We start from the raw sequence: 16,141 nt of genomic DNA on the forward strand, positions 1-16,141 counted from the left end.
CAAGCTGGCGGCTTGGTGTCCTAGAGCCGCATCAAAGATTCAAATTGAAATTGTGCCTTCGCAAGGGAGACCTGAAATGATGGACGGCTCCAACCAGTTCGGCGACGCCCAGACGGGCGAACAGAAGATCCGCAACTTCAACATCAACTTCGGGCCTCAGCACCCGGCGGCGCACGGCGTGCTGCGGCTGGTTCTGGAACTCGACGGTGAGATCGTGGAACGCTGCGACCCCCACGTGGGTCTGCTGCACCGTGGCACCGAGAAGCTGATGGAAAGCCGGACGTACCTGCAGAACCTGCCCTACCTGGACCGGCTGGATTACGTGTCGCCGATGAACCAGGAACACGCCTGGTGCCTCGCGATCGAGAAGCTGACCGGGGTCGAGGTGCCGCGCCGCGCCTCGCTGATCCGGGTGCTCTATTCGGAAATCGGCCGGGTTCTGAACCACCTGATGAACGTCACCACCCAGGCCATGGACGTCGGCGCGCTGACCCCGCCGCTTTGGGGGTTCGAACATCGGGAAGAGCTGATGATCTTCTACGAACGGGCCTGTGGCGCGCGTCTGCACGCGGCCTATTTCCGCCCCGGCGGCGTCCACCAGGACCTGCCGCCCAAGCTTCTGGACGATATCGAGGAATGGACCGGCCGTTTCTACGAATTCCTCGACGATCTGGACAACCTGCTGACGGAAAACCGGATCTTCAAGCAGCGCAACGTCAACATCGGCGTCGTGACCGAGGAAGATATCCAGAACTATGCCTTCTCGGGCGTGATGGTCCGCGGTTCGGGCTTTGCCTGGGACCTGCGCCGCGCGCAGCCCTATGAATGCTATGACGAATTCGACTTCCAGATCCCCGTGGGCAAGAACGGCGACTGCTATGACCGCTATCTGTGCCGGGTCGAGGAAATGCGCCAGTCCACCAGCATCATCCTGCAGGCGCTGGAAAAACTGCGCGCGCCGGAAGGGCAGGGCGACGTTCTGGCCCGGGGCAAGATCACCCCGCCGAAACGCGGTGAGATGAAGACCTCGATGGAGGCGCTGATCCACCACTTCAAGCTTTACACCGAAGGCTTCAAGGTGCCCGAAGGCCAGGTCTATGCCGCGGTCGAGGCCCCGAAAGGCGAATTCGGCGTCTACCTCGTGTCGGACGGATCGAACAAACCCTACCGCGCCAAGCTGCGCGCGCCGGGCTTCCCGCATCTTGCAGCGATCGACCATATCGCCAGCGGCCACCAGCTGGCCGACGTGGCGGCGATCATCGGGACGCTCGACATCGTGTTCGGAGAGATCGACAGGTGACCCGTTTTGCGCTTTCCCTTCCCGTGATCGGCCTGCTGGCCGCCTGTGCCATGCCGCCCTCGGGCGTGCCGGCGGATGCGGTGACGGCCTATGACGATGCCGTGGCCTCGGTCGGTTGCGTGATGCGGTCCGACAAGGATTACCTGCCTGTCGAACTGCAGACCGGCATGACCCGCGACCAGGTGCTTGAGATGACCGCCTTCAAACTGGCCAACGGCCAGGCTGGAAAGCTGGAAGACGGCAGCGTGAAACTGATGACCGGAGCCTGTGCCGCATGATCCCCGCGATTGTCCCGACCCTGATCGCCGCCGCGCTGACCGCGCTGCTTCCGGTCTTTGCCGGGGCCGGGGCATCTGCCAGGACAGCGGACCGCCGGAGTGCGGCCCGTAGATTGACCATCGTAGACTTCAAGGGGCAAACCGACTGATGCTGCGCCGCCTGCACAAAGACCAACCCGCTAGCTTTGCCTTCACGCCCGCGAACCAGAAATGGGCCGAGGCGCAGATGACGAAATACCCCGAAGGCCGCCAGGCCAGCGCGATCATTCCGCTGCTGTGGCGTGCCCAGGAACAGGAAGGCTGGCTGACCCGCCCGGCGATCGAACATGTCGCCGAGATGCTGGGCATGGCCTATATCCGCGCGCTTGAGGTGGCCACGTTCTACTTCATGTTCCAGCTGCAACCGGTTGGATCCGTTGCTCATATCCAGATCTGCGGCACGCTGTCGTGCATGATCTGCGGGGCCGAGGACCTGATCGGTGTCTGCCAGGAAGAAATCGCGCCGAAAGCCCATCAGCTGTCCGCCGATGGCAAGTTCTCGTGGGAAGAGGTTGAATGCCTGGGGGCCTGCGCCAATGCGCCGATGGCCCAGATCGGCAAGGATTATTACGAAGACCTGACCGCGGAAGGCCTGCGCCAGATCATCAAGGACCTGGGCGCGGGCAAGGTGCCGGTGCCGGGTCCGCAGAATGGCCGTTATGCCGCAGAACCTCTCAAGGGTCTGACCTCGCTGACGGAATATGACAGCGGGCGCACGCAGTACAATGCCTCGGCCGCGCTGGCGACGGACATCGGTGACACGGTCAAGCGCATCGACGGCACCGAAGTACCGCTGCTGACGCCCTGGCTGAACCAGTCCGGTGCCAAGGCAACGCCCAAGGCCAAGCCCGAACCGCGCCCCGCCAAGGGCGAAGCGGCCGACAAGACCGGCACGACGGAACAGGAAGCCAAGGCCAAATCCGCCGCCAAGCCGCAGTCGAAAGACGAACCCGCCGGCACCGGCGCGGATGCGAAACCCGCCAAGTCCGGAACCGCGATCAAGACCGAAGCCGCCAAGGCGAAGGCCGCGAAATCCGCAGGGGCCGCGTCCGAAGCAACCAGTGACAAGGCCGCCGCAGCCGCTGCCGCCGCCGAGGGCCCGGGCAGCGTAACCCCCGCCGAAGGCGAAGGCCGCCAGCCCGAGGGCATCAGCGCCCCGCAGGGTGGCCAGGCCGATGATCTGAAGATGATCAAGGGCGTGGGCCCGGCGCTGGAAAAGATGTGCAACGACCTTGGCATCTACCACTTCGGCCAGATCGCCGAATGGGGGGCCGAGGAACTGGCCTGGATCGATGGCAACCTCAAGGGCTTCAAGGGCCGCGCCAGCCGCGACAACTGGATCGACCAGGCAAAGATCCTGGCCGAGGGCGGCACGACCGAATTTGCCAACCGTGTGAAAAAAGGGGACGTCTACGACTGATCGGGACGCAGCTGACCTATGGGACTGACGTGTAAGACAATTTGCTGGATTATCGGTGTCATCGCCGGCCTCGCGGCCTTTGCGATGATGACGCCGGGCATGTCCGCATTTCTTGCGCTGGTCCTTGCGGTCATCGTGGCAGGCATCGTCGGTTACGCGCTGGTCACCTTTGTCTGCAATGACGCGGCAGAGCCCGAGGGCACGTCCATGACGCCCCCCGCCACCACGCCGCTGACACCGACGCCGACCCCGATGGCCCCCAGCCCGGCCGCAGCGCCCGTTGCTCCTGTGCCGCCGGCGCCGGTTGAGGCACCCGGCGAAGCGTCAGACGCGCCGGCCGAGGACACCAAGGCCCCCGCAGCCGAGGTTACCGCGCCGCTCGCGGCCCCGGCAGAGGACACGACGCCGCCGAAGGCCGCCGACAGTGAAGGCACCCGCCCAGAGGGCCTGGAACAGGCCCGCGACGGTGGCGCGGACGACCTGACAAAGATCAAGGGCGTCGGCCCGAAGCTGCAGGGCATGCTGAACGAGATGGGGTATTTCCATTTCGACCAGATCGCCGCCTGGGGCCCTTCGGACGTCGCCTGGGTCGATCAGAACCTCAAGGGGTTCAAGGGTCGGGTCAGCCGGGACGCCTGGGTCGATCAAGCCAGAACGCTTGCCTCCGGGCAGGAGACCGAATTTTCAAGCCGCGCTTCCAAGGGGCGCGCGCAGTGAGTGGAATGATGACGAACAGGGAAGACGCCATTGCAAAGAAGGGCCGGATGGTCGCTTTGGTAATTGCAGGCGCAATGGCGATCTGGATTGCGGCTCAATTCCTGGGCCCGATGCTGGGCCTGCCGATGCGCTATGCCTTCCTGTTCGATTTCCTGGCCATCGCCGCCTTTGTCTGGGCGCTGGTGGTCACGTTGCAGATTTGGCGCGCGCGCCAGGATGACAAAGGGTAGAGCATGCTCAAGGATCAAGACCGCATCTTCACCAATATCTACGGCATGCATGACCGTTCCCTGAAGGGCGCGATGGCCCGTGGGCATTGGGACGGCACCGCTGGCATCATCCAGAAGGGCCGCGACTGGATCATCGACCAGATGAAGGCCTCGGGTCTGCGCGGTCGCGGCGGCGCGGGTTTCCCCACGGGGCTGAAGTGGTCCTTCATGCCTAAGGAAAGCGATGGCCGCCCCGCCTATCTGGTTGTGAACGCGGACGAATCCGAACCCGGCACCTGCAAGGACCGGGAAATCATGCGCCACGATCCGCACACGCTGATCGAAGGCTGCCTGATCGCGTCCTTCGCGATGAACGCGCATACCTGCTATATCTACCTGCGCGGCGAATATATCCGCGAGCGCGAGGCGCTGCAGGCCGCGATCGACGAATGCTATGACGCCGGTCTGCTGGGCCGCAACGCTGCGAAATCCGGCTGGGATTTTGATCTGTACCTGCACCACGGGGCAGGGGCCTATATCTGTGGTGAGGAAACCGCGCTGCTGGAAAGCCTTGAGGGCAAGAAGGGCATGCCGCGGATGAAGCCTCCGTTCCCTGCCGGGGCCGGCCTGTACGGCTGCCCGACCACGGTGAACAACGTGGAATCCATCGCCGTTGCGCCCACCATCCTGCGGCGTGGCCCGGAATGGTTCGCGGGCTTTGGCCGGGAAAACAACGCGGGCACCAAGCTGTTTGCGATCTCGGGCCATGTGAACAACCCTTGCGTCGTCGAAGAGGCGATGTCGATCTCCTTCGAAGAACTGATCGAGAAGCATTGCGGCGGTATCCGTGGCGGCTGGGACAACCTGCTGGCGGTGATCCCCGGCGGGTCCTCGGTGCCATGTGTGCGCGGCGAAAAGATGCGCGACGCGATCATGGATTTCGATTACCTGCGGGGCGAGCTTGGCTCGGGCCTTGGCACCGCGGCGGTCATCGTGATGGACAAGCAGACCGACATCATCAAGGCGATCTGGCGTCTGGCCAAGTTCTACAAGCACGAAAGCTGCGGCCAGTGCACGCCCTGCCGCGAAGGCACCGGCTGGATGATGCGAGTGATGGAACGCCTGGTGAAGGGCGAAGCCAGCCCCGAGGAAATCGACATGCTCTGGGACGTGACCAAGCAGGTCGAAGGCCACACCATCTGCGCCCTGGGCGATGCGGCCGCCTGGCCGATCCAGGGCCTGATCCGCAACTTCCGCGACGTGATCGAGGACCGGATCAAGCACAAACGCACCCCGGCGGTGGCAGCAGAATGATGATGAAACCTGTCCTGATCCTTTCGCTTGTTGCTGTGACCGCCCTGACCGCCTGCGGTCGCAAGGGCAACAACAACATGTTCGGCAACCGCCAGTCCTTTGACGGCCAGTACTTCCGCGTGAAGCTGGACAAGGACCGCGACAACCGCGCCGCATTCGTGGTCACGGTCAATGATGCCGGCCGGTCGGTCCTGGGCGCGCGCGAAGCGGCGCGGCACCGGGCGAACACCTATTGCATCCGGCAGTACGGCCGGTCCGATCTGACCTGGGACGTCTCTCCGGACGTCGAGGATGCCGAACTGCCGATCGTCAACGGCGCCCTGGTTCTGAGCGGGGAGTGTCAGGGATGGCGCTAAGCGCCCCTCATATCCCTGGGATCGGCGAATTCGCACGCATTCCAACCCCTTGCGGGCCGCGTTATTGCATAGCAATGGCCCCTGCACCCATCTGCGTAGCAGATGGGGCGGCCCGATTTGCCGCCCCCGGCTGCAAGAAAGGGGAACCGACATGCGCCTGAAGAAGATGACCAAGCTGACTGCACTGCTGCTGAGCGGAGCCATGGGGCTGAGCGTTGCAAGCGCCAGCGCCGGGACACCGCTGCGCGACGTGCCCGAGATCGACCGCCCGATGTTCTCGGTCGCGATGGCGATCGAGATCAGCGACCGCTGCGACACGATCAACGCCCGCACGCTCAAGGGCCTGGCCTTCCTGAATTCGCTTCGGGTCAAGGCCAAGGACATGGGCTATTCGGACGCCGAGATCAAAGCCTACGTCAAAAGCGACGAAGAGAAATCCCGCATGCGCGCCATCGGTGCGGAATACATGCGGTCCAAGGGGCTTGACCCCGAGACCAACGAAGACCTGTGCAAACTGGGCCAGATGGAGATGGCTGCCAACAGCCAGATCGGCGCCTTCCTCAGGTGATGGCCAGCGGCCCGGACCGCACGACCCGAAACAATGACCCCGGCGGAAGCGCCGGGGAAAAGACAGCGCCGCACCCCGGCACAAAGACAGCAAAGTGAGAGACCATGTCTGACCTGCGCAAGATCATCATCGACGATCAAGAGATCGAGGTCGATCCCGCCCTGACCCTGATCCAGGCCTGTGAGCAGGCCGGGATCGAGGTCCCGCGCTTTTGCTATCACGAACGTCTGTCCATCGCGGGCAACTGCCGCATGTGCCTGGTCGAGGTCGTCGGCGGCCCGCCGAAGCCCGCCGCCTCCTGCGCGATGCAGGTCAAGGATCTGCGCCCCGGGCCGGAAGGCGCGCCGCCGGTGGTCAAGACCAACAGCCCGATGGTCAAGAAGGCCCGCGAAGGGGTCATGGAATTCCTGCTGATCAACCACCCGCTGGATTGCCCGATCTGCGACCAGGGCGGCGAATGCGACCTGCAGGACCAGGCGATGGCCTATGGCGTCGATTTCTCGCGCTACCGCGAACCCAAGCGCGCCAGCGACGATCTGGATCTGGGCCCGCTGGTCGAAACCCACATGACGCGCTGCATTTCCTGCACGCGCTGTGTCCGCTTCACGTCCGAGGTCGCGGGCATCATGCAGATGGGCCAGACCGGCCGCGGTGAGGATGCGGAGATCACCAGCTACCTGAACCAGACGCTGGAGTCGAACCTGCAGGGCAATATCATCGACCTTTGCCCGGTCGGTGCGCTGGTCTCGAAACCCTACGCCTTCACCGCCCGCCCGTGGGAACTGACCAAGACCGAAACCATCGACGTGATGGATGCGCTTGGGTCGAACATCCGCGTCGACACCAAGGGCCGCGAAGTCATGCGCATCCTGCCGCGCAACCATGATGGCGTGAACGAGGAATGGATTTCCGACAAGACGCGTTTCGTCTGGGATGGCCTGCGCCGCCAGCGTCTGGACCGTCCTTACGTCCGCGAAAACGGCAAGCTGCGCCCGGCCACCTGGCCCGAGGCGCTGACCAAGGCGGCCGAGGCGATGAAGGGCAAGAAGATTGCCGGCCTGATCGGTGATCTCGCCCCGGTCGAGGCTGCATTTGCCCTGAAGCAACTGATCGAAGGTCTGGGCGGCACCGTTGAATGCCGCACCGATGGCGCGAAACTGCCCGCCGGCAACCGGGGGGCCTATGTCGGCACCGCCACGGTCGAGGATCTGGACAGCGCGCAGTTCATCCAGCTGATCGGCACCAACCCGGCGGTCGAGGCCCCGGTGCTGAACGCCCGGATCCGCAAGGCCTGGATCAATGGCGCAAACATCGGGCTGATCGGCGAAGCCGCTGATCTGACCTATGAATACGCCCACATGGGCACCGACCGTAAGGCGCTGGCCGATCTGCAGAACCACGACTTCGGGGCCGTCAAGGACGCCGCGTCGATCGTGATCGTGGGGCAGGGTGCCCTGCGTGAAGCCGATGGTGAGGCCGTGCTGGCCGCCGCCATGGATGTCGCCGCCAAGACCAACTCGAAACTGATGGTCCTGCACACCGCCGCATCGCGCGTTGGTGCCCTGGACATCGGTGCCGTGACCGAAGGCGGGCTGTCCGCTGCCATCGACGGGGCCGAGGTTGTCTATAACCTGGGCGCGGATGAGGTTGAAATCGCCCCGCGCTCAAGCAGCGAAGCGGTAGCGCATGAAAAATCTGCGCCGTTCGTGATCTACCAGGGCAGCCACGGCGACCGGGGCGCACACCGCGCCGACGTCATCCTGCCCGGTGCCGCCTATACGGAAGAAAACGGCCTGTTCGTGAACACCGAAGGCCGCCCGCAGCTGGCGCTGCGCGCCGGTTTCGCCCCGGGTGAGGCCAAGGAAAACTGGGCCATCCTGCGCGCCCTGTCGGCCGAGGCCGGCCAGGCGTTGCCCTTCGACACCCTGGCACAGCTGCGCCAGGCGCTGGTGGCCGAGGTGCCGCATCTGAAACAGATCGACCAGGTGCCGGAAAACGACTGGGTCCCGCTGTCGACCGGCAAACTGGGCGAGGCAAGTTTCGTCAATCCGATCAAGGATTTCTACCTGACGAACCCGATTGCCCGCGCCAGCCAGGTGATGGCGGAACTGTCTGCCAACGCCGCAGCCCGCGCCAACCCGGCCGTGGCGGCCGAGTGATCCGCGCCGCTCTCATAACCTCGGCGGGCCTGCTGGCCGCCTGCACCGCGCAAGACCAGGTGTCGCGCGCGGCCCAGGTGCCCTTTGCGCCCAGCTATGAGGGGATCGAGACGCGGCTTCTGGACAACGACCTGGTGGCCTTTCACGTCAAGATGCGCGGTGCCCGCGGTGATCAGGACGTGACCGACTATGCGGAATGCGCCGCCGCCCAGTACACGCTGATCCGGGGCTTTGGTTTTGCCCGGCATCTGCGCACGAAAACCGCGGAAGTCTCTGGCCTCTGGCAGGCGGATGCGATTTATACCATCTCGGCGGCGATCCCCGCCGGGCTACGCACGATCGACGCGGAAGTGACCGTCGAGAACTGCAAAAGCAACGGAATACCCACGGTGTGAGGACCTATGGCTGATTTCTTTTCCACTCACCCCCTCGGCATCCTTCTCCTGACCCTTGGTCAGGTCCTGCTGCTGGTGGTCCCCCTGCTGGTGGCTCTGGCCTTCCTGCTGTACGCAGACCGCAAGATCTGGGCCGCCGTCCAGCTGCGCAAGGGCCCGAACGTCGTTGGTGCCTTCGGTCTGCTTCAGTCCTTCGCGGACTTCGGCAAATACATCACCAAAGAGGTGGTGATCCCGGCGGGCGCTGACAAGTTCGTCTTCCTTCTGGCACCTATGCTGTCGTTCGTGTTGGCGCTGATCGCCTGGGCGGTGATCCCCTTCAACGACGGCTGGGTGGTGTCGGACATCAACGTCGCGATCCTTTACGTCTTCGCCATGTCCTCGCTTGAGGTCTACGGCGTGATCATGGGCGGCTGGGCATCGAACTCGAAATATCCGTTCCTCGGCTCGCTCCGGTCGGCGGCACAGATGATTTCCTACGAGGTCTCGATCGGTCTGATCATCATCGGTGTGATCATCTCGACCGGGTCGATGAACTTCGGCGACATCGTGGCGGCGCAGGACGGGGCCTATGGGTTGTTCTCCTGGTACTGGCTGCCGCATTTCCCGATGCTGTTCCTCTTCATCATCTCGGCCCTGGCGGAAACCAACCGCCCGCCCTTCGACCTTCCCGAGGCGGAATCCGAACTGGTGGCGGGCTACCAGGTTGAATATTCCTCGACCCCCTTCCTGCTGTTCATGATCGGTGAATATTTCGCCATCGTGCTGATGTGTGCCCTGGCGTCGCTGCTGTTCTTCGGCGGCTGGCTGTCGCCGATCCCGGGCCTGCCGGACGGCGTGCTGTGGTTCATCCTGAAGATGGTCATGGTCTTCTTCGTCTTCGCGCTGGTGAAGGCCGTGGTGCCGCGCTACCGCTACGACCAGCTGATGCGCATCGGCTGGAAGGTTTTCCTGCCCCTGTCGCTTGGCTGGGTCGTGATCGTCGCCTTCCTTGCCAAATTTGAACTGCTCGGCGGGGCCTATGCCCGCTGGATGATCGGAGGCTGAGATGGACTATGCTCTTCGCTACGATCACGTGACGAAACAAGGCTTCAAGCTGAGCTTGGTGCCCTACCTCAGCGAGATCCGTCCTGAAAATAAGGGATATTACCTTGCTGTCGATGACCAAATTGAGGGGCTTTGGCCTGGCGAAGAAGCGGCCAACGAAGCTCATGAAGATCTGAAATTCGGGCATATAGATGCAATTGTTCCAAGCCCAAAAGGCTACATGACATTCCAATCTCGCAATGATTTTTCTGTGAACAATCTGTCAGACTGGCAGTCCAAGAATGTCCTGAGAAAGGTCCTTTGAGATGACTCAGATCGACTATACCCGCGCTGCAAAATACTTCCTGCTGATGGACGTCTGGCAGGGCTTCAAGATGGGTTTGAAGTATTTCTTCAAACCCAAGGCGACGCTGAACTACCCGCATGAAAAGGGGCCCTTGTCGCCCCGCTTCCGCGGCGAACACGCGCTGCGTCGCTATCCCAATGGCGAGGAACGCTGCATCGCCTGCAAGCTGTGCGAGGCGATCTGCCCCGCCCAGGCCATCACCATCGACGCCGAACCGCGCGAGGACGGATCCCGCCGGACCACGCGCTACGACATCGACATGACGAAATGCATCTACTGCGGCTTCTGCCAAGAGGCCTGCCCGGTCGATGCCATCGTCGAAGGTCCGAACTTCGAATTCGCCACCGAAACCCGGGAAGAGCTGTTCTATGACAAGGAAAAGCTGCTGGCGAACGGTGAAAGATGGGAAGCGGAAATCGCCCGCAACCTGGAACTGGATGCGCCCTACCGATGAGCCTGGACGACCCCAATAAGGACGCCTATGCGCGTGGCAAGGCCTTCACCGAGGACACCAACCCCGGAATGGAAGACGCCTTGCGCGCCCGTTATGACGCGCTCTTGCCGGGATTGGCGCGTGATCTGGTCGAACAGAACGGCCGGCTCTACACGCGTGGCGTTCTGGATCAGAAGACGCGGGAACTTCTGACCATTGCGGCGCTTGCGGCCATGGGGGCGCAGACCCGCCCGCAATTGAAAATCCACGTCGCCGCCGCCCGCAAGCTGGGTGCCAGCCGCGAAGAGGTGGCCGAGGCGATCTATCAGATGTCGCTTTATGGTGGCATGCCCGCCATGTTCAACGCCCTGAACGCCGCGCTTGAGGTTTTTGCAGCCGAGGAGACCGCCGATGGCTGACGCCAAAACCCCGTTCGAGCTGATGATGAGCCAGGCGCAGGAAATGGTGAAAGCGATGAACCCCGCGCTGGAAACCTTCACGCCCAAGGGCTTCGACGCGCTCTGGCCGACCATGCCCAAGGAATGGATGGAGATGGCCTTCGGCAAGACGCTGAACACGGAAGGTCTGGACGCCAAGACCCGCCTGTTCCTGACGCTGGCCGGCCTGACCATGCAGGGTGCCCAGGCCGAGGCGCAGATCCGCATGACCGTCCGCCACCTGATCGAGGCCGGCGCGACGAAACAGGAAATCGGTGAATGCATCGCCCAGATGTCGATGTTCGCCGGACTGCCCGCCATGACCAAGGCGGGCGAGATCGCCAATGACGTGATGAAAGATCACGAAGCGGCGCAGAAAGACGAGGATACGGAATGACCGTCACCGCACTGGCCTTTTACCTCTTCGCGCTGTCGACGCTGGTCGGCGGGCTGTTCACCGTCATCGGCCGCAACCCGGTGCACTCGGTGCTCTGGCTGATCCTGACCTTCCTGTCGGCGGCGGGGCTGTTTGTCCTGCTGGGCGCGGAATTCGTCGCGATGCTGCTGATCATCGTCTACGTCGGCGCGGTCGCGGTGCTGTTCCTGTTCGTGGTCATGATGCTGGACGTGGATTTTGCCGCGCTCAAGGCAGAAATGGCGCGCTACATGCCGCTGGCCCTGCTGATCGGGGTCATCCTGCTGATGCAGTTCGGCCTGGCCTACGGCTCGTGGGAGACTTCGGCCATGGCCGAGGCGAACCGCCTGGCCGTCGCGCCCGAGGGGCAGAACACCCAGGGTCTGGGTCTGCTGATCTATGACCAGTACTTCCTGATCTTCCAGCTGGCGGGCCTGATCCTGCTGGTCGCGATGATCGGGGCCATCGTGCTGACCCTGCGCCACCGCACCGACATCAAACGCCAGAATGTGCTGGAGCAGATGTGGCGCGACCCGGCCCAGGCGATGGAGCTGAAGGACGTCAAACCGGGGCAGGGGCTGTGATCGCGCTGATCACGGCCGTGGCTGCCAAGCTGGGCGTGGCGGGACTTGCCGCGCTGTGGATTTTGAAAGCCGGGCTGGGGCTGATTGCACTCCGCGCCTGGAAACAAAGAAGAACGAAGGTCTAGGGGACTGAGGGACATGATTGGGATCGAACATTACCTGACAGTAGCCGCCGCGCTATTCGTCATCGGCATCTTCGGGCTCTTCCTCAACCGGAAGAACATCATCATCCTGCTGATGAGCATCGAATTGATGCTGCTGGCGGTGAACATCAACCTGGTGGCCTTTTCGTCCTTTCTGGGCGACCTGGCGGGTCAGGTCTTCACCCTCTTCGTGCTGACCGTCGCCGCCGCCGAGGCGGCCATCGGCCTGGCAATCCTCGTCTGCTTCTTCCGCAACCGCGGCACGATCGCGGTCGAAGACGTCAACGTGATGAAAGGCTGACCCCATGGTATCCATCATCCTCTTCGCGCCGCTGATCGGCGCGCTGATCGCGGGCTTCGGCTGGCGGATCATCACGATCAAGGGGGCCCAGTGGGTCACCACGGGCCTTTTGTTCCTGGCCTGCCTTCTGTCCTGGATCACCTTCCTGTCCCACGGGCCGGAAACCCAGCACATTGAAATCTTGCGCTGGATTGAATCCGGCTCGCTCTCGACCTCCTGGGGGATTCGGCTGGACCGCCTTACCTCGATCATGCTGATCGTGGTGACGACCGTCTCGGCCCTCGTGCACCTGTATTCCTTCGGCTACATGGCCCACGACGACAACTTCCGCGACGGCGAGGACAGCTATCGCGCCCGCTTCTTCGCCTACCTGTCGTTCTTCACCTTCGCCATGCTGATGCTGGTGACCTCGGACAACCTGGTGCAGATGTTCTTTGGCTGGGAAGGCGTGGGTGTCGCATCCTACCTGCTGATCGGCTTCTACTACCGCAAGCCCTCGGCCAATGCCGCGGCGATGAAGGCGTTTATCGTCAACCGCGTCGGCGACTTCGGCTTTGCGCTTGGCATCTTTGGCCTCTTCTACCTGACCGACAGCATCGCCTTCGACGATGTCTTCGCCGCGGCCCCGGGTCTTGCGGAAACCCAGCTGCACTTCCTGTGGCGCGACTGGAACGCCGCCAACCTGCTGGCCTTCCTGCTGTTCGTCGGCGCAATGGGCAAATCGGCCCAGCTGATCCTGCACACCTGGCTGCCCGACGCGATGGAAGGTCCGACCCCGGTGTCGGCGCTGATCCACGCCGCAACCATGGTGACGGCGGGCGTCTTCCTGGTCTGCCGCATGTCGCCGCTGATGGAATATGCGCCCCAGGCCATGGCTTTCGTGACCTTCCTGGGCGCAACCACGGCCTTCTTCGCCGCAACCGTCGGTCTGGTGCAGAATGACATCAAGCGCGTCATCGCCTATTCGACCTGTTCCCAGCTGGGCTACATGTTCGTGGCGGCGGGCGTCGGCGTCTATTCGGTCGCCATGTTCCACCTGTTCACCCACGCCTTCTTCAAGGCGATGCTCTTCCTTGGCGCGGGGTCGGTCATCCACGGGATGCACCACGAACAGGACATGCGGAACTATGGCAACCTGCGCAAGAAACTGCCCTATACCTTCTGGGCGATGATGATCGGCACCCTGGCCATCACCGGGGTGGGCATCCCGCTGACCCATATCGGCTTTGCCGGCTTCCTGTCCAAGGACGCGGTGATCGAGAGCGCCTGGGCCGGCACCGCAGGGGGCTATGCCTTCTGGATGCTGGTGATCGCGGCGCTGATGACGTCCTTCTATTCCTGGCGGCTGATCTTCCTGACCTTCTACGGTGAGGCCCGCGGCGACAAGCACACCCATGACCACGCGCATGAAAGCCCGACGGTCATGCTGGTGCCGCTTGGTGTGCTGGCGCTTGGCGCGGTCTTCTCGGGTATGATCTGGTACGGGTCCTTCTTTGGCGACCACAACAAGGTCAACGCCTTCTTCGGCATCCCGGCCCATGCCGAGGCATCCGACCATGGCGCAACGGACACGCATGGCGACGCCGCCACGTCCGGGGCGGAGGAGCAGCACGCCGCGCTGAGTGATCACGCTGACGCCGGTCACGCCGATGCTGGCCACGGCATGGCCCCCGAGGGCGCGATCTTCATGGCCCCCGACAACCACGTCATGGACGAGGCGCACCATGCCCCGACCTGGGTCAAGATCAGCCCCTTCATCGCCATGATCATCGGCCTTCTGATCGCCCTGTGGTTCTACATCTGGAACCCGGCCATGCCCGCGCGCACGGCGGCAACCTTCGGGCCGCTTTACAACTTCCTGCTGAACAAATGGTACTTTGACGAGATCTACGATTTCCTCTTCGTCCGTCCGGCTCTCTGGATCGGCAAGTTCTTTTGGAAACGCGGTGATCAAAACACCATCGACGGCGGCATCAACGGCGTGGCCATGGGCATCATTCCCTTCTTCACGCGGCTCGCGGGCCGGGCGCAGTCGGGCTACATCTTCACTTACGCATTTGCCATGGTGATCGGCATCGCGGTCCTGGTGACCTGGATGACGATCGGCGGAGGGGCGGAATAATGAGCAACCTTCTTTCGATCACCACCTTCCTGCCTGCGATCGCCGCGCTGATCCTTGCGGTCTTCCTGCGGGGCGATGACCCCGCCGGGCAGCGCAATGCGAAATGGGTGGCGCTGATCGCGACCTCTCTGACCTTCCTGATCTCGCTGTTCATCCTGGCGGGCTTCAATTCCGCCGACACCGGGTTCCAGTTCGTCGAGGAACGCGACTGGCTGATGGGGCTGAAATACAAGATGGGCATCGACGGGATCTCGGTCCTGTTTGTCATGCTGACCACCTTCATGATGCCGCTGACCATCGCCGCCTCCTGGGGGGTGAAGACGCGGGTCAAGGAATACATGATCGCCTTCCTGCTGCTGGAAACGCTGATGCTGGGCGTCTTCATGGCGCTGGACATGGTTCTGTTCTACCTGTTTTTCGAGGCCGGGCTGATCCCGATGTTCCTGATCATCGGCATCTGGGGCGGACAGAACCGCATTTATGCGTCGTTCAAGTTCTTCCTCTACACCTTCCTGGGCTCGGTCCTGATGCTGGTGGCCATGGTCGCCATGTATGCCGACGCCGGCACGACCGACATCCCGACGCTTCTGGCGCATGACTTCGGGTCTGAAACCTTCTCGATCCTCGGGGTGCAGATCATCGGCGGCATGCAGACCGTGCTGTTCCTGGCTTTCTTCGCCAGCTTCGCGGTCAAAATGCCCATGTGGCCGGTGCACACCTGGCTGCCGGATGCCCACGTTCAGGCCCCGACCGCCGGGTCCGTCGTTCTGGCGGCGATCCTGCTGAAGATGGGCGGCTACGGCTTCCTGCGGTTCTCTCTGCCGATGTTCCCCGTGGGCTCGGACGTGATGACGCCGCTGGTTCTTTGGATGTCCGCCATCGCCATCGTCTACACCAGCCTCGTCGCGCTGGTGCAGGAGGACATGAAGAAACTGATCGCCTATTCGTCGGTTGCGCACATGGGCTATGTGACCATGGGTATCTTTGCCGCCAACCAACAGGGCATCGACGGCGCGATCTTCCAGATGATCAGCCACGGCTTCATCTCGGGCGCGCTGTTCCTTTGTGTCGGCGTGATCTACGACCGGATGCACACCCGCGACATCGAGGCCTATGGCGGCCTGGTGAACAAGATGCCGGCCTATGCGCTGATCTTCATGCTGTTCACCATGGCCAATGTCGGCCTGCCGGGCACCTCTGGCTTTATCGGGGAATTCCTGACCCTGATGGGGATCTTCCAGGTCAACACCTGGGTGGCGCTGGTTGCGACCTCGGGCGTGATCTTCTCGGCGGCCTATGCGCTTTGGTTGTATCGCCGGGTGGTCATGGGCGACCTGATCAAGGAAAGCCTGAAGTCGATCACCGACATGACCTCGCGCGAACGGTGGATCTTTGCCCCGCTTGTCGCCATGACCCTTCTGCTGGGCGTCTACCCCAGCCTCGTCACCGACGTGATCGGGCCCTCGGTCGAGGCCCTGATCGCAGACCACACAACCGCGCTGGCCGCAGCGGATCGCCTGGGCGATGCGCAGATGGCCACCGCAGCCTCGCATTAAGG

Annotated in this window: 21 protein-coding genes; all 21 read left to right on the top strand. The window is 63.0% G+C overall.

The annotated features are described in order from the left end of the window. Positions 1 to 79 precede the first annotated feature (79 nt). Positions 80 to 1,300, top strand: a complete 1,221-nt coding sequence (locus BMX99_RS04035) for an NADH-quinone oxidoreductase subunit D (RefSeq protein WP_170848838.1) — start codon at positions 80 to 82, stop codon at positions 1,298 to 1,300. Then, positions 1,297 to 1,578: a hypothetical protein gene (locus tag BMX99_RS04040; protein ID WP_244525588.1), complete on the top strand. Its 282-nt coding sequence runs from the start codon at positions 1,297 to 1,299 to the stop codon at positions 1,576 to 1,578. The genes BMX99_RS04035 and BMX99_RS04040 overlap by 4 nt, the downstream gene beginning before the upstream one ends. Further along, on the top strand, positions 1,575 to 1,727 hold the full coding sequence (locus BMX99_RS19625) for a hypothetical protein (protein ID WP_170848786.1): 153 nt from the start codon (positions 1,575 to 1,577) through the stop codon (positions 1,725 to 1,727). Before BMX99_RS04040 ends, BMX99_RS19625 begins: the two co-directional genes overlap by 4 nt. After that, the gene (locus BMX99_RS04045; RefSeq protein ID WP_093447544.1) at positions 1,727 to 3,037 is read left to right on the top strand and encodes an NADH-quinone oxidoreductase subunit E; all 1,311 of its coding nucleotides are present in this window, start codon (positions 1,727 to 1,729) and stop codon (positions 3,035 to 3,037) included. The genes BMX99_RS19625 and BMX99_RS04045 overlap by 1 nt, the downstream gene beginning before the upstream one ends. A 99-nt stretch (positions 3,038 to 3,136) precedes the next feature. Next, entirely contained in the window at positions 3,137 to 3,754 is a 618-nt protein-coding gene (locus BMX99_RS04050) for an NADH:ubiquinone oxidoreductase (RefSeq protein ID WP_244525587.1), read from the top strand. An 8-nt stretch (positions 3,755 to 3,762) separates the two neighbouring features. Continuing rightward, on the top strand, positions 3,763 to 3,984 hold the full coding sequence (locus BMX99_RS04055; protein ID WP_093448451.1) for a DUF5337 domain-containing protein: 222 nt from the start codon (positions 3,763 to 3,765) through the stop codon (positions 3,982 to 3,984). Between the two features lie 3 nt (positions 3,985 to 3,987). Further along, entirely contained in the window at positions 3,988 to 5,277 is a 1,290-nt protein-coding gene (gene nuoF, locus BMX99_RS04060; RefSeq protein ID WP_093447548.1) for an NADH-quinone oxidoreductase subunit NuoF, read from the top strand. After that, positions 5,277 to 5,633, top strand: a complete 357-nt coding sequence (locus BMX99_RS04065) for a lipoprotein (RefSeq protein ID WP_139199420.1) — start codon at positions 5,277 to 5,279, stop codon at positions 5,631 to 5,633. Before nuoF ends, BMX99_RS04065 begins: the two co-directional genes overlap by 1 nt. A gap of 151 nt (positions 5,634 to 5,784) precedes the next feature. Continuing rightward, entirely contained in the window at positions 5,785 to 6,201 is a 417-nt protein-coding gene (locus BMX99_RS04070) for a DUF5333 domain-containing protein (RefSeq protein ID WP_093447552.1), read from the top strand. Between the two features lie 104 nt (positions 6,202 to 6,305). Further along, positions 6,306 to 8,360: an NADH-quinone oxidoreductase subunit NuoG gene (nuoG, locus tag BMX99_RS04075; RefSeq protein ID WP_093447554.1), complete on the top strand. Its 2,055-nt coding sequence runs from the start codon at positions 6,306 to 6,308 to the stop codon at positions 8,358 to 8,360. Further along, entirely contained in the window at positions 8,360 to 8,755 is a 396-nt protein-coding gene (locus BMX99_RS04080; protein WP_409371767.1) for a hypothetical protein, read from the top strand. Before nuoG ends, BMX99_RS04080 begins: the two co-directional genes overlap by 1 nt. A gap of 6 nt (positions 8,756 to 8,761) precedes the next feature. Further along, positions 8,762 to 9,802, top strand: coding sequence for an NADH-quinone oxidoreductase subunit NuoH (nuoH, locus tag BMX99_RS04085; protein WP_093447556.1), 1,041 nt, complete (start codon positions 8,762 to 8,764; stop codon positions 9,800 to 9,802). A 1-nt stretch (position 9,803) separates the two neighbouring features. Next, positions 9,804 to 10,106: a hypothetical protein gene (locus BMX99_RS04090; protein WP_093447558.1), complete on the top strand. Its 303-nt coding sequence runs from the start codon at positions 9,804 to 9,806 to the stop codon at positions 10,104 to 10,106. Between the two features lies 1 nt (position 10,107). Continuing rightward, positions 10,108 to 10,602 carry an NADH-quinone oxidoreductase subunit NuoI gene (nuoI, locus tag BMX99_RS04095; RefSeq protein ID WP_093447560.1) on the top strand — a complete coding sequence of 165 codons (495 nt, stop codon included), beginning with the start codon at positions 10,108 to 10,110 and terminating at the stop codon, positions 10,600 to 10,602. Beyond that, positions 10,599 to 11,000: a carboxymuconolactone decarboxylase family protein gene (locus tag BMX99_RS04100; RefSeq protein WP_093447562.1), complete on the top strand. Its 402-nt coding sequence runs from the start codon at positions 10,599 to 10,601 to the stop codon at positions 10,998 to 11,000. The genes nuoI and BMX99_RS04100 overlap by 4 nt, the downstream gene beginning before the upstream one ends. Continuing rightward, complete coding sequence (locus BMX99_RS04105; protein WP_093447564.1) at positions 10,993 to 11,415, top strand: carboxymuconolactone decarboxylase family protein; 423 nt, start codon at positions 10,993 to 10,995, stop codon at positions 11,413 to 11,415. The genes BMX99_RS04100 and BMX99_RS04105 overlap by 8 nt, the downstream gene beginning before the upstream one ends. Further along, complete coding sequence (locus BMX99_RS04110) at positions 11,412 to 12,017, top strand: NADH-quinone oxidoreductase subunit J (protein WP_093447567.1); 606 nt, start codon at positions 11,412 to 11,414, stop codon at positions 12,015 to 12,017. Before BMX99_RS04105 ends, BMX99_RS04110 begins: the two co-directional genes overlap by 4 nt. Continuing rightward, on the top strand, positions 12,014 to 12,142 hold the full coding sequence (locus BMX99_RS19965; protein WP_280140398.1) for a hypothetical protein: 129 nt from the start codon (positions 12,014 to 12,016) through the stop codon (positions 12,140 to 12,142). Before BMX99_RS04110 ends, BMX99_RS19965 begins: the two co-directional genes overlap by 4 nt. A 13-nt stretch (positions 12,143 to 12,155) precedes the next feature. Next, positions 12,156 to 12,461: an NADH-quinone oxidoreductase subunit NuoK gene (gene nuoK, locus BMX99_RS04115; RefSeq protein ID WP_093447570.1), complete on the top strand. Its 306-nt coding sequence runs from the start codon at positions 12,156 to 12,158 to the stop codon at positions 12,459 to 12,461. Positions 12,462 to 12,465: 4 nt separating this feature from the next. Then, positions 12,466 to 14,583 (top strand): NADH-quinone oxidoreductase subunit L, encoded by a 2,118-nt coding sequence (gene nuoL / locus BMX99_RS04120; RefSeq protein WP_093447573.1) that lies wholly within the window; start codon positions 12,466 to 12,468, stop codon positions 14,581 to 14,583. Next, a complete protein-coding gene (locus BMX99_RS04125) occupies positions 14,583 to 16,139 on the top strand; it encodes an NADH-quinone oxidoreductase subunit M (RefSeq protein WP_093447576.1) in 1,557 nt (518 codons plus the stop codon). Before nuoL ends, BMX99_RS04125 begins: the two co-directional genes overlap by 1 nt. The last annotated feature ends 2 nt before the right edge of the window (positions 16,140 to 16,141 follow it).

Source organism: Pseudooceanicola nitratireducens (genome assembly GCF_900109195.1).
In the GTDB taxonomy this organism is placed as follows: domain Bacteria; phylum Pseudomonadota; class Alphaproteobacteria; order Rhodobacterales; family Rhodobacteraceae; genus Pseudooceanicola; species Pseudooceanicola nitratireducens.

Bases quoted from the DNA above. Each gene is read 5' to 3' on its own strand.
- BMX99_RS04035 (WP_170848838.1), top strand. From the start codon at position 80: ATGGACGGCTCCAACCAGTTCGGCGACGCCCAGACGGGCGAACAGAAG.
- BMX99_RS19625 (WP_170848786.1), top strand. From the start codon at position 1,575: ATGATCCCCGCGATTGTCCCGACCCTGATCGCCGCCGCGCTGACCGCG.
- BMX99_RS04045 (WP_093447544.1), top strand. From the start codon at position 1,727: ATGCTGCGCCGCCTGCACAAAGACCAACCCGCTAGCTTTGCCTTCACG.
- BMX99_RS04050 (WP_244525587.1), top strand. From the start codon at position 3,137: ATGTCCGCATTTCTTGCGCTGGTCCTTGCGGTCATCGTGGCAGGCATC.
- BMX99_RS04055 (WP_093448451.1), top strand. From the start codon at position 3,763: ATGACGAACAGGGAAGACGCCATTGCAAAGAAGGGCCGGATGGTCGCT.
- nuoF (WP_093447548.1), top strand. From the start codon at position 3,988: ATGCTCAAGGATCAAGACCGCATCTTCACCAATATCTACGGCATGCAT.
- BMX99_RS04065 (WP_139199420.1), top strand. From the start codon at position 5,277: ATGATGAAACCTGTCCTGATCCTTTCGCTTGTTGCTGTGACCGCCCTG.
- BMX99_RS04070 (WP_093447552.1), top strand. From the start codon at position 5,785: ATGCGCCTGAAGAAGATGACCAAGCTGACTGCACTGCTGCTGAGCGGA.
- nuoG (WP_093447554.1), top strand. From the start codon at position 6,306: ATGTCTGACCTGCGCAAGATCATCATCGACGATCAAGAGATCGAGGTC.
- nuoH (WP_093447556.1), top strand. From the start codon at position 8,762: ATGGCTGATTTCTTTTCCACTCACCCCCTCGGCATCCTTCTCCTGACC.
- BMX99_RS04090 (WP_093447558.1), top strand. From the start codon at position 9,804: ATGGACTATGCTCTTCGCTACGATCACGTGACGAAACAAGGCTTCAAG.
- nuoI (WP_093447560.1), top strand. From the start codon at position 10,108: ATGACTCAGATCGACTATACCCGCGCTGCAAAATACTTCCTGCTGATG.
- BMX99_RS04100 (WP_093447562.1), top strand. From the start codon at position 10,599: ATGAGCCTGGACGACCCCAATAAGGACGCCTATGCGCGTGGCAAGGCC.
- BMX99_RS04105 (WP_093447564.1), top strand. From the start codon at position 10,993: ATGGCTGACGCCAAAACCCCGTTCGAGCTGATGATGAGCCAGGCGCAG.
- BMX99_RS04110 (WP_093447567.1), top strand. From the start codon at position 11,412: ATGACCGTCACCGCACTGGCCTTTTACCTCTTCGCGCTGTCGACGCTG.
- nuoK (WP_093447570.1), top strand. From the start codon at position 12,156: ATGATTGGGATCGAACATTACCTGACAGTAGCCGCCGCGCTATTCGTC.
- nuoL (WP_093447573.1), top strand. From the start codon at position 12,466: ATGGTATCCATCATCCTCTTCGCGCCGCTGATCGGCGCGCTGATCGCG.
- BMX99_RS04125 (WP_093447576.1), top strand. From the start codon at position 14,583: ATGAGCAACCTTCTTTCGATCACCACCTTCCTGCCTGCGATCGCCGCG.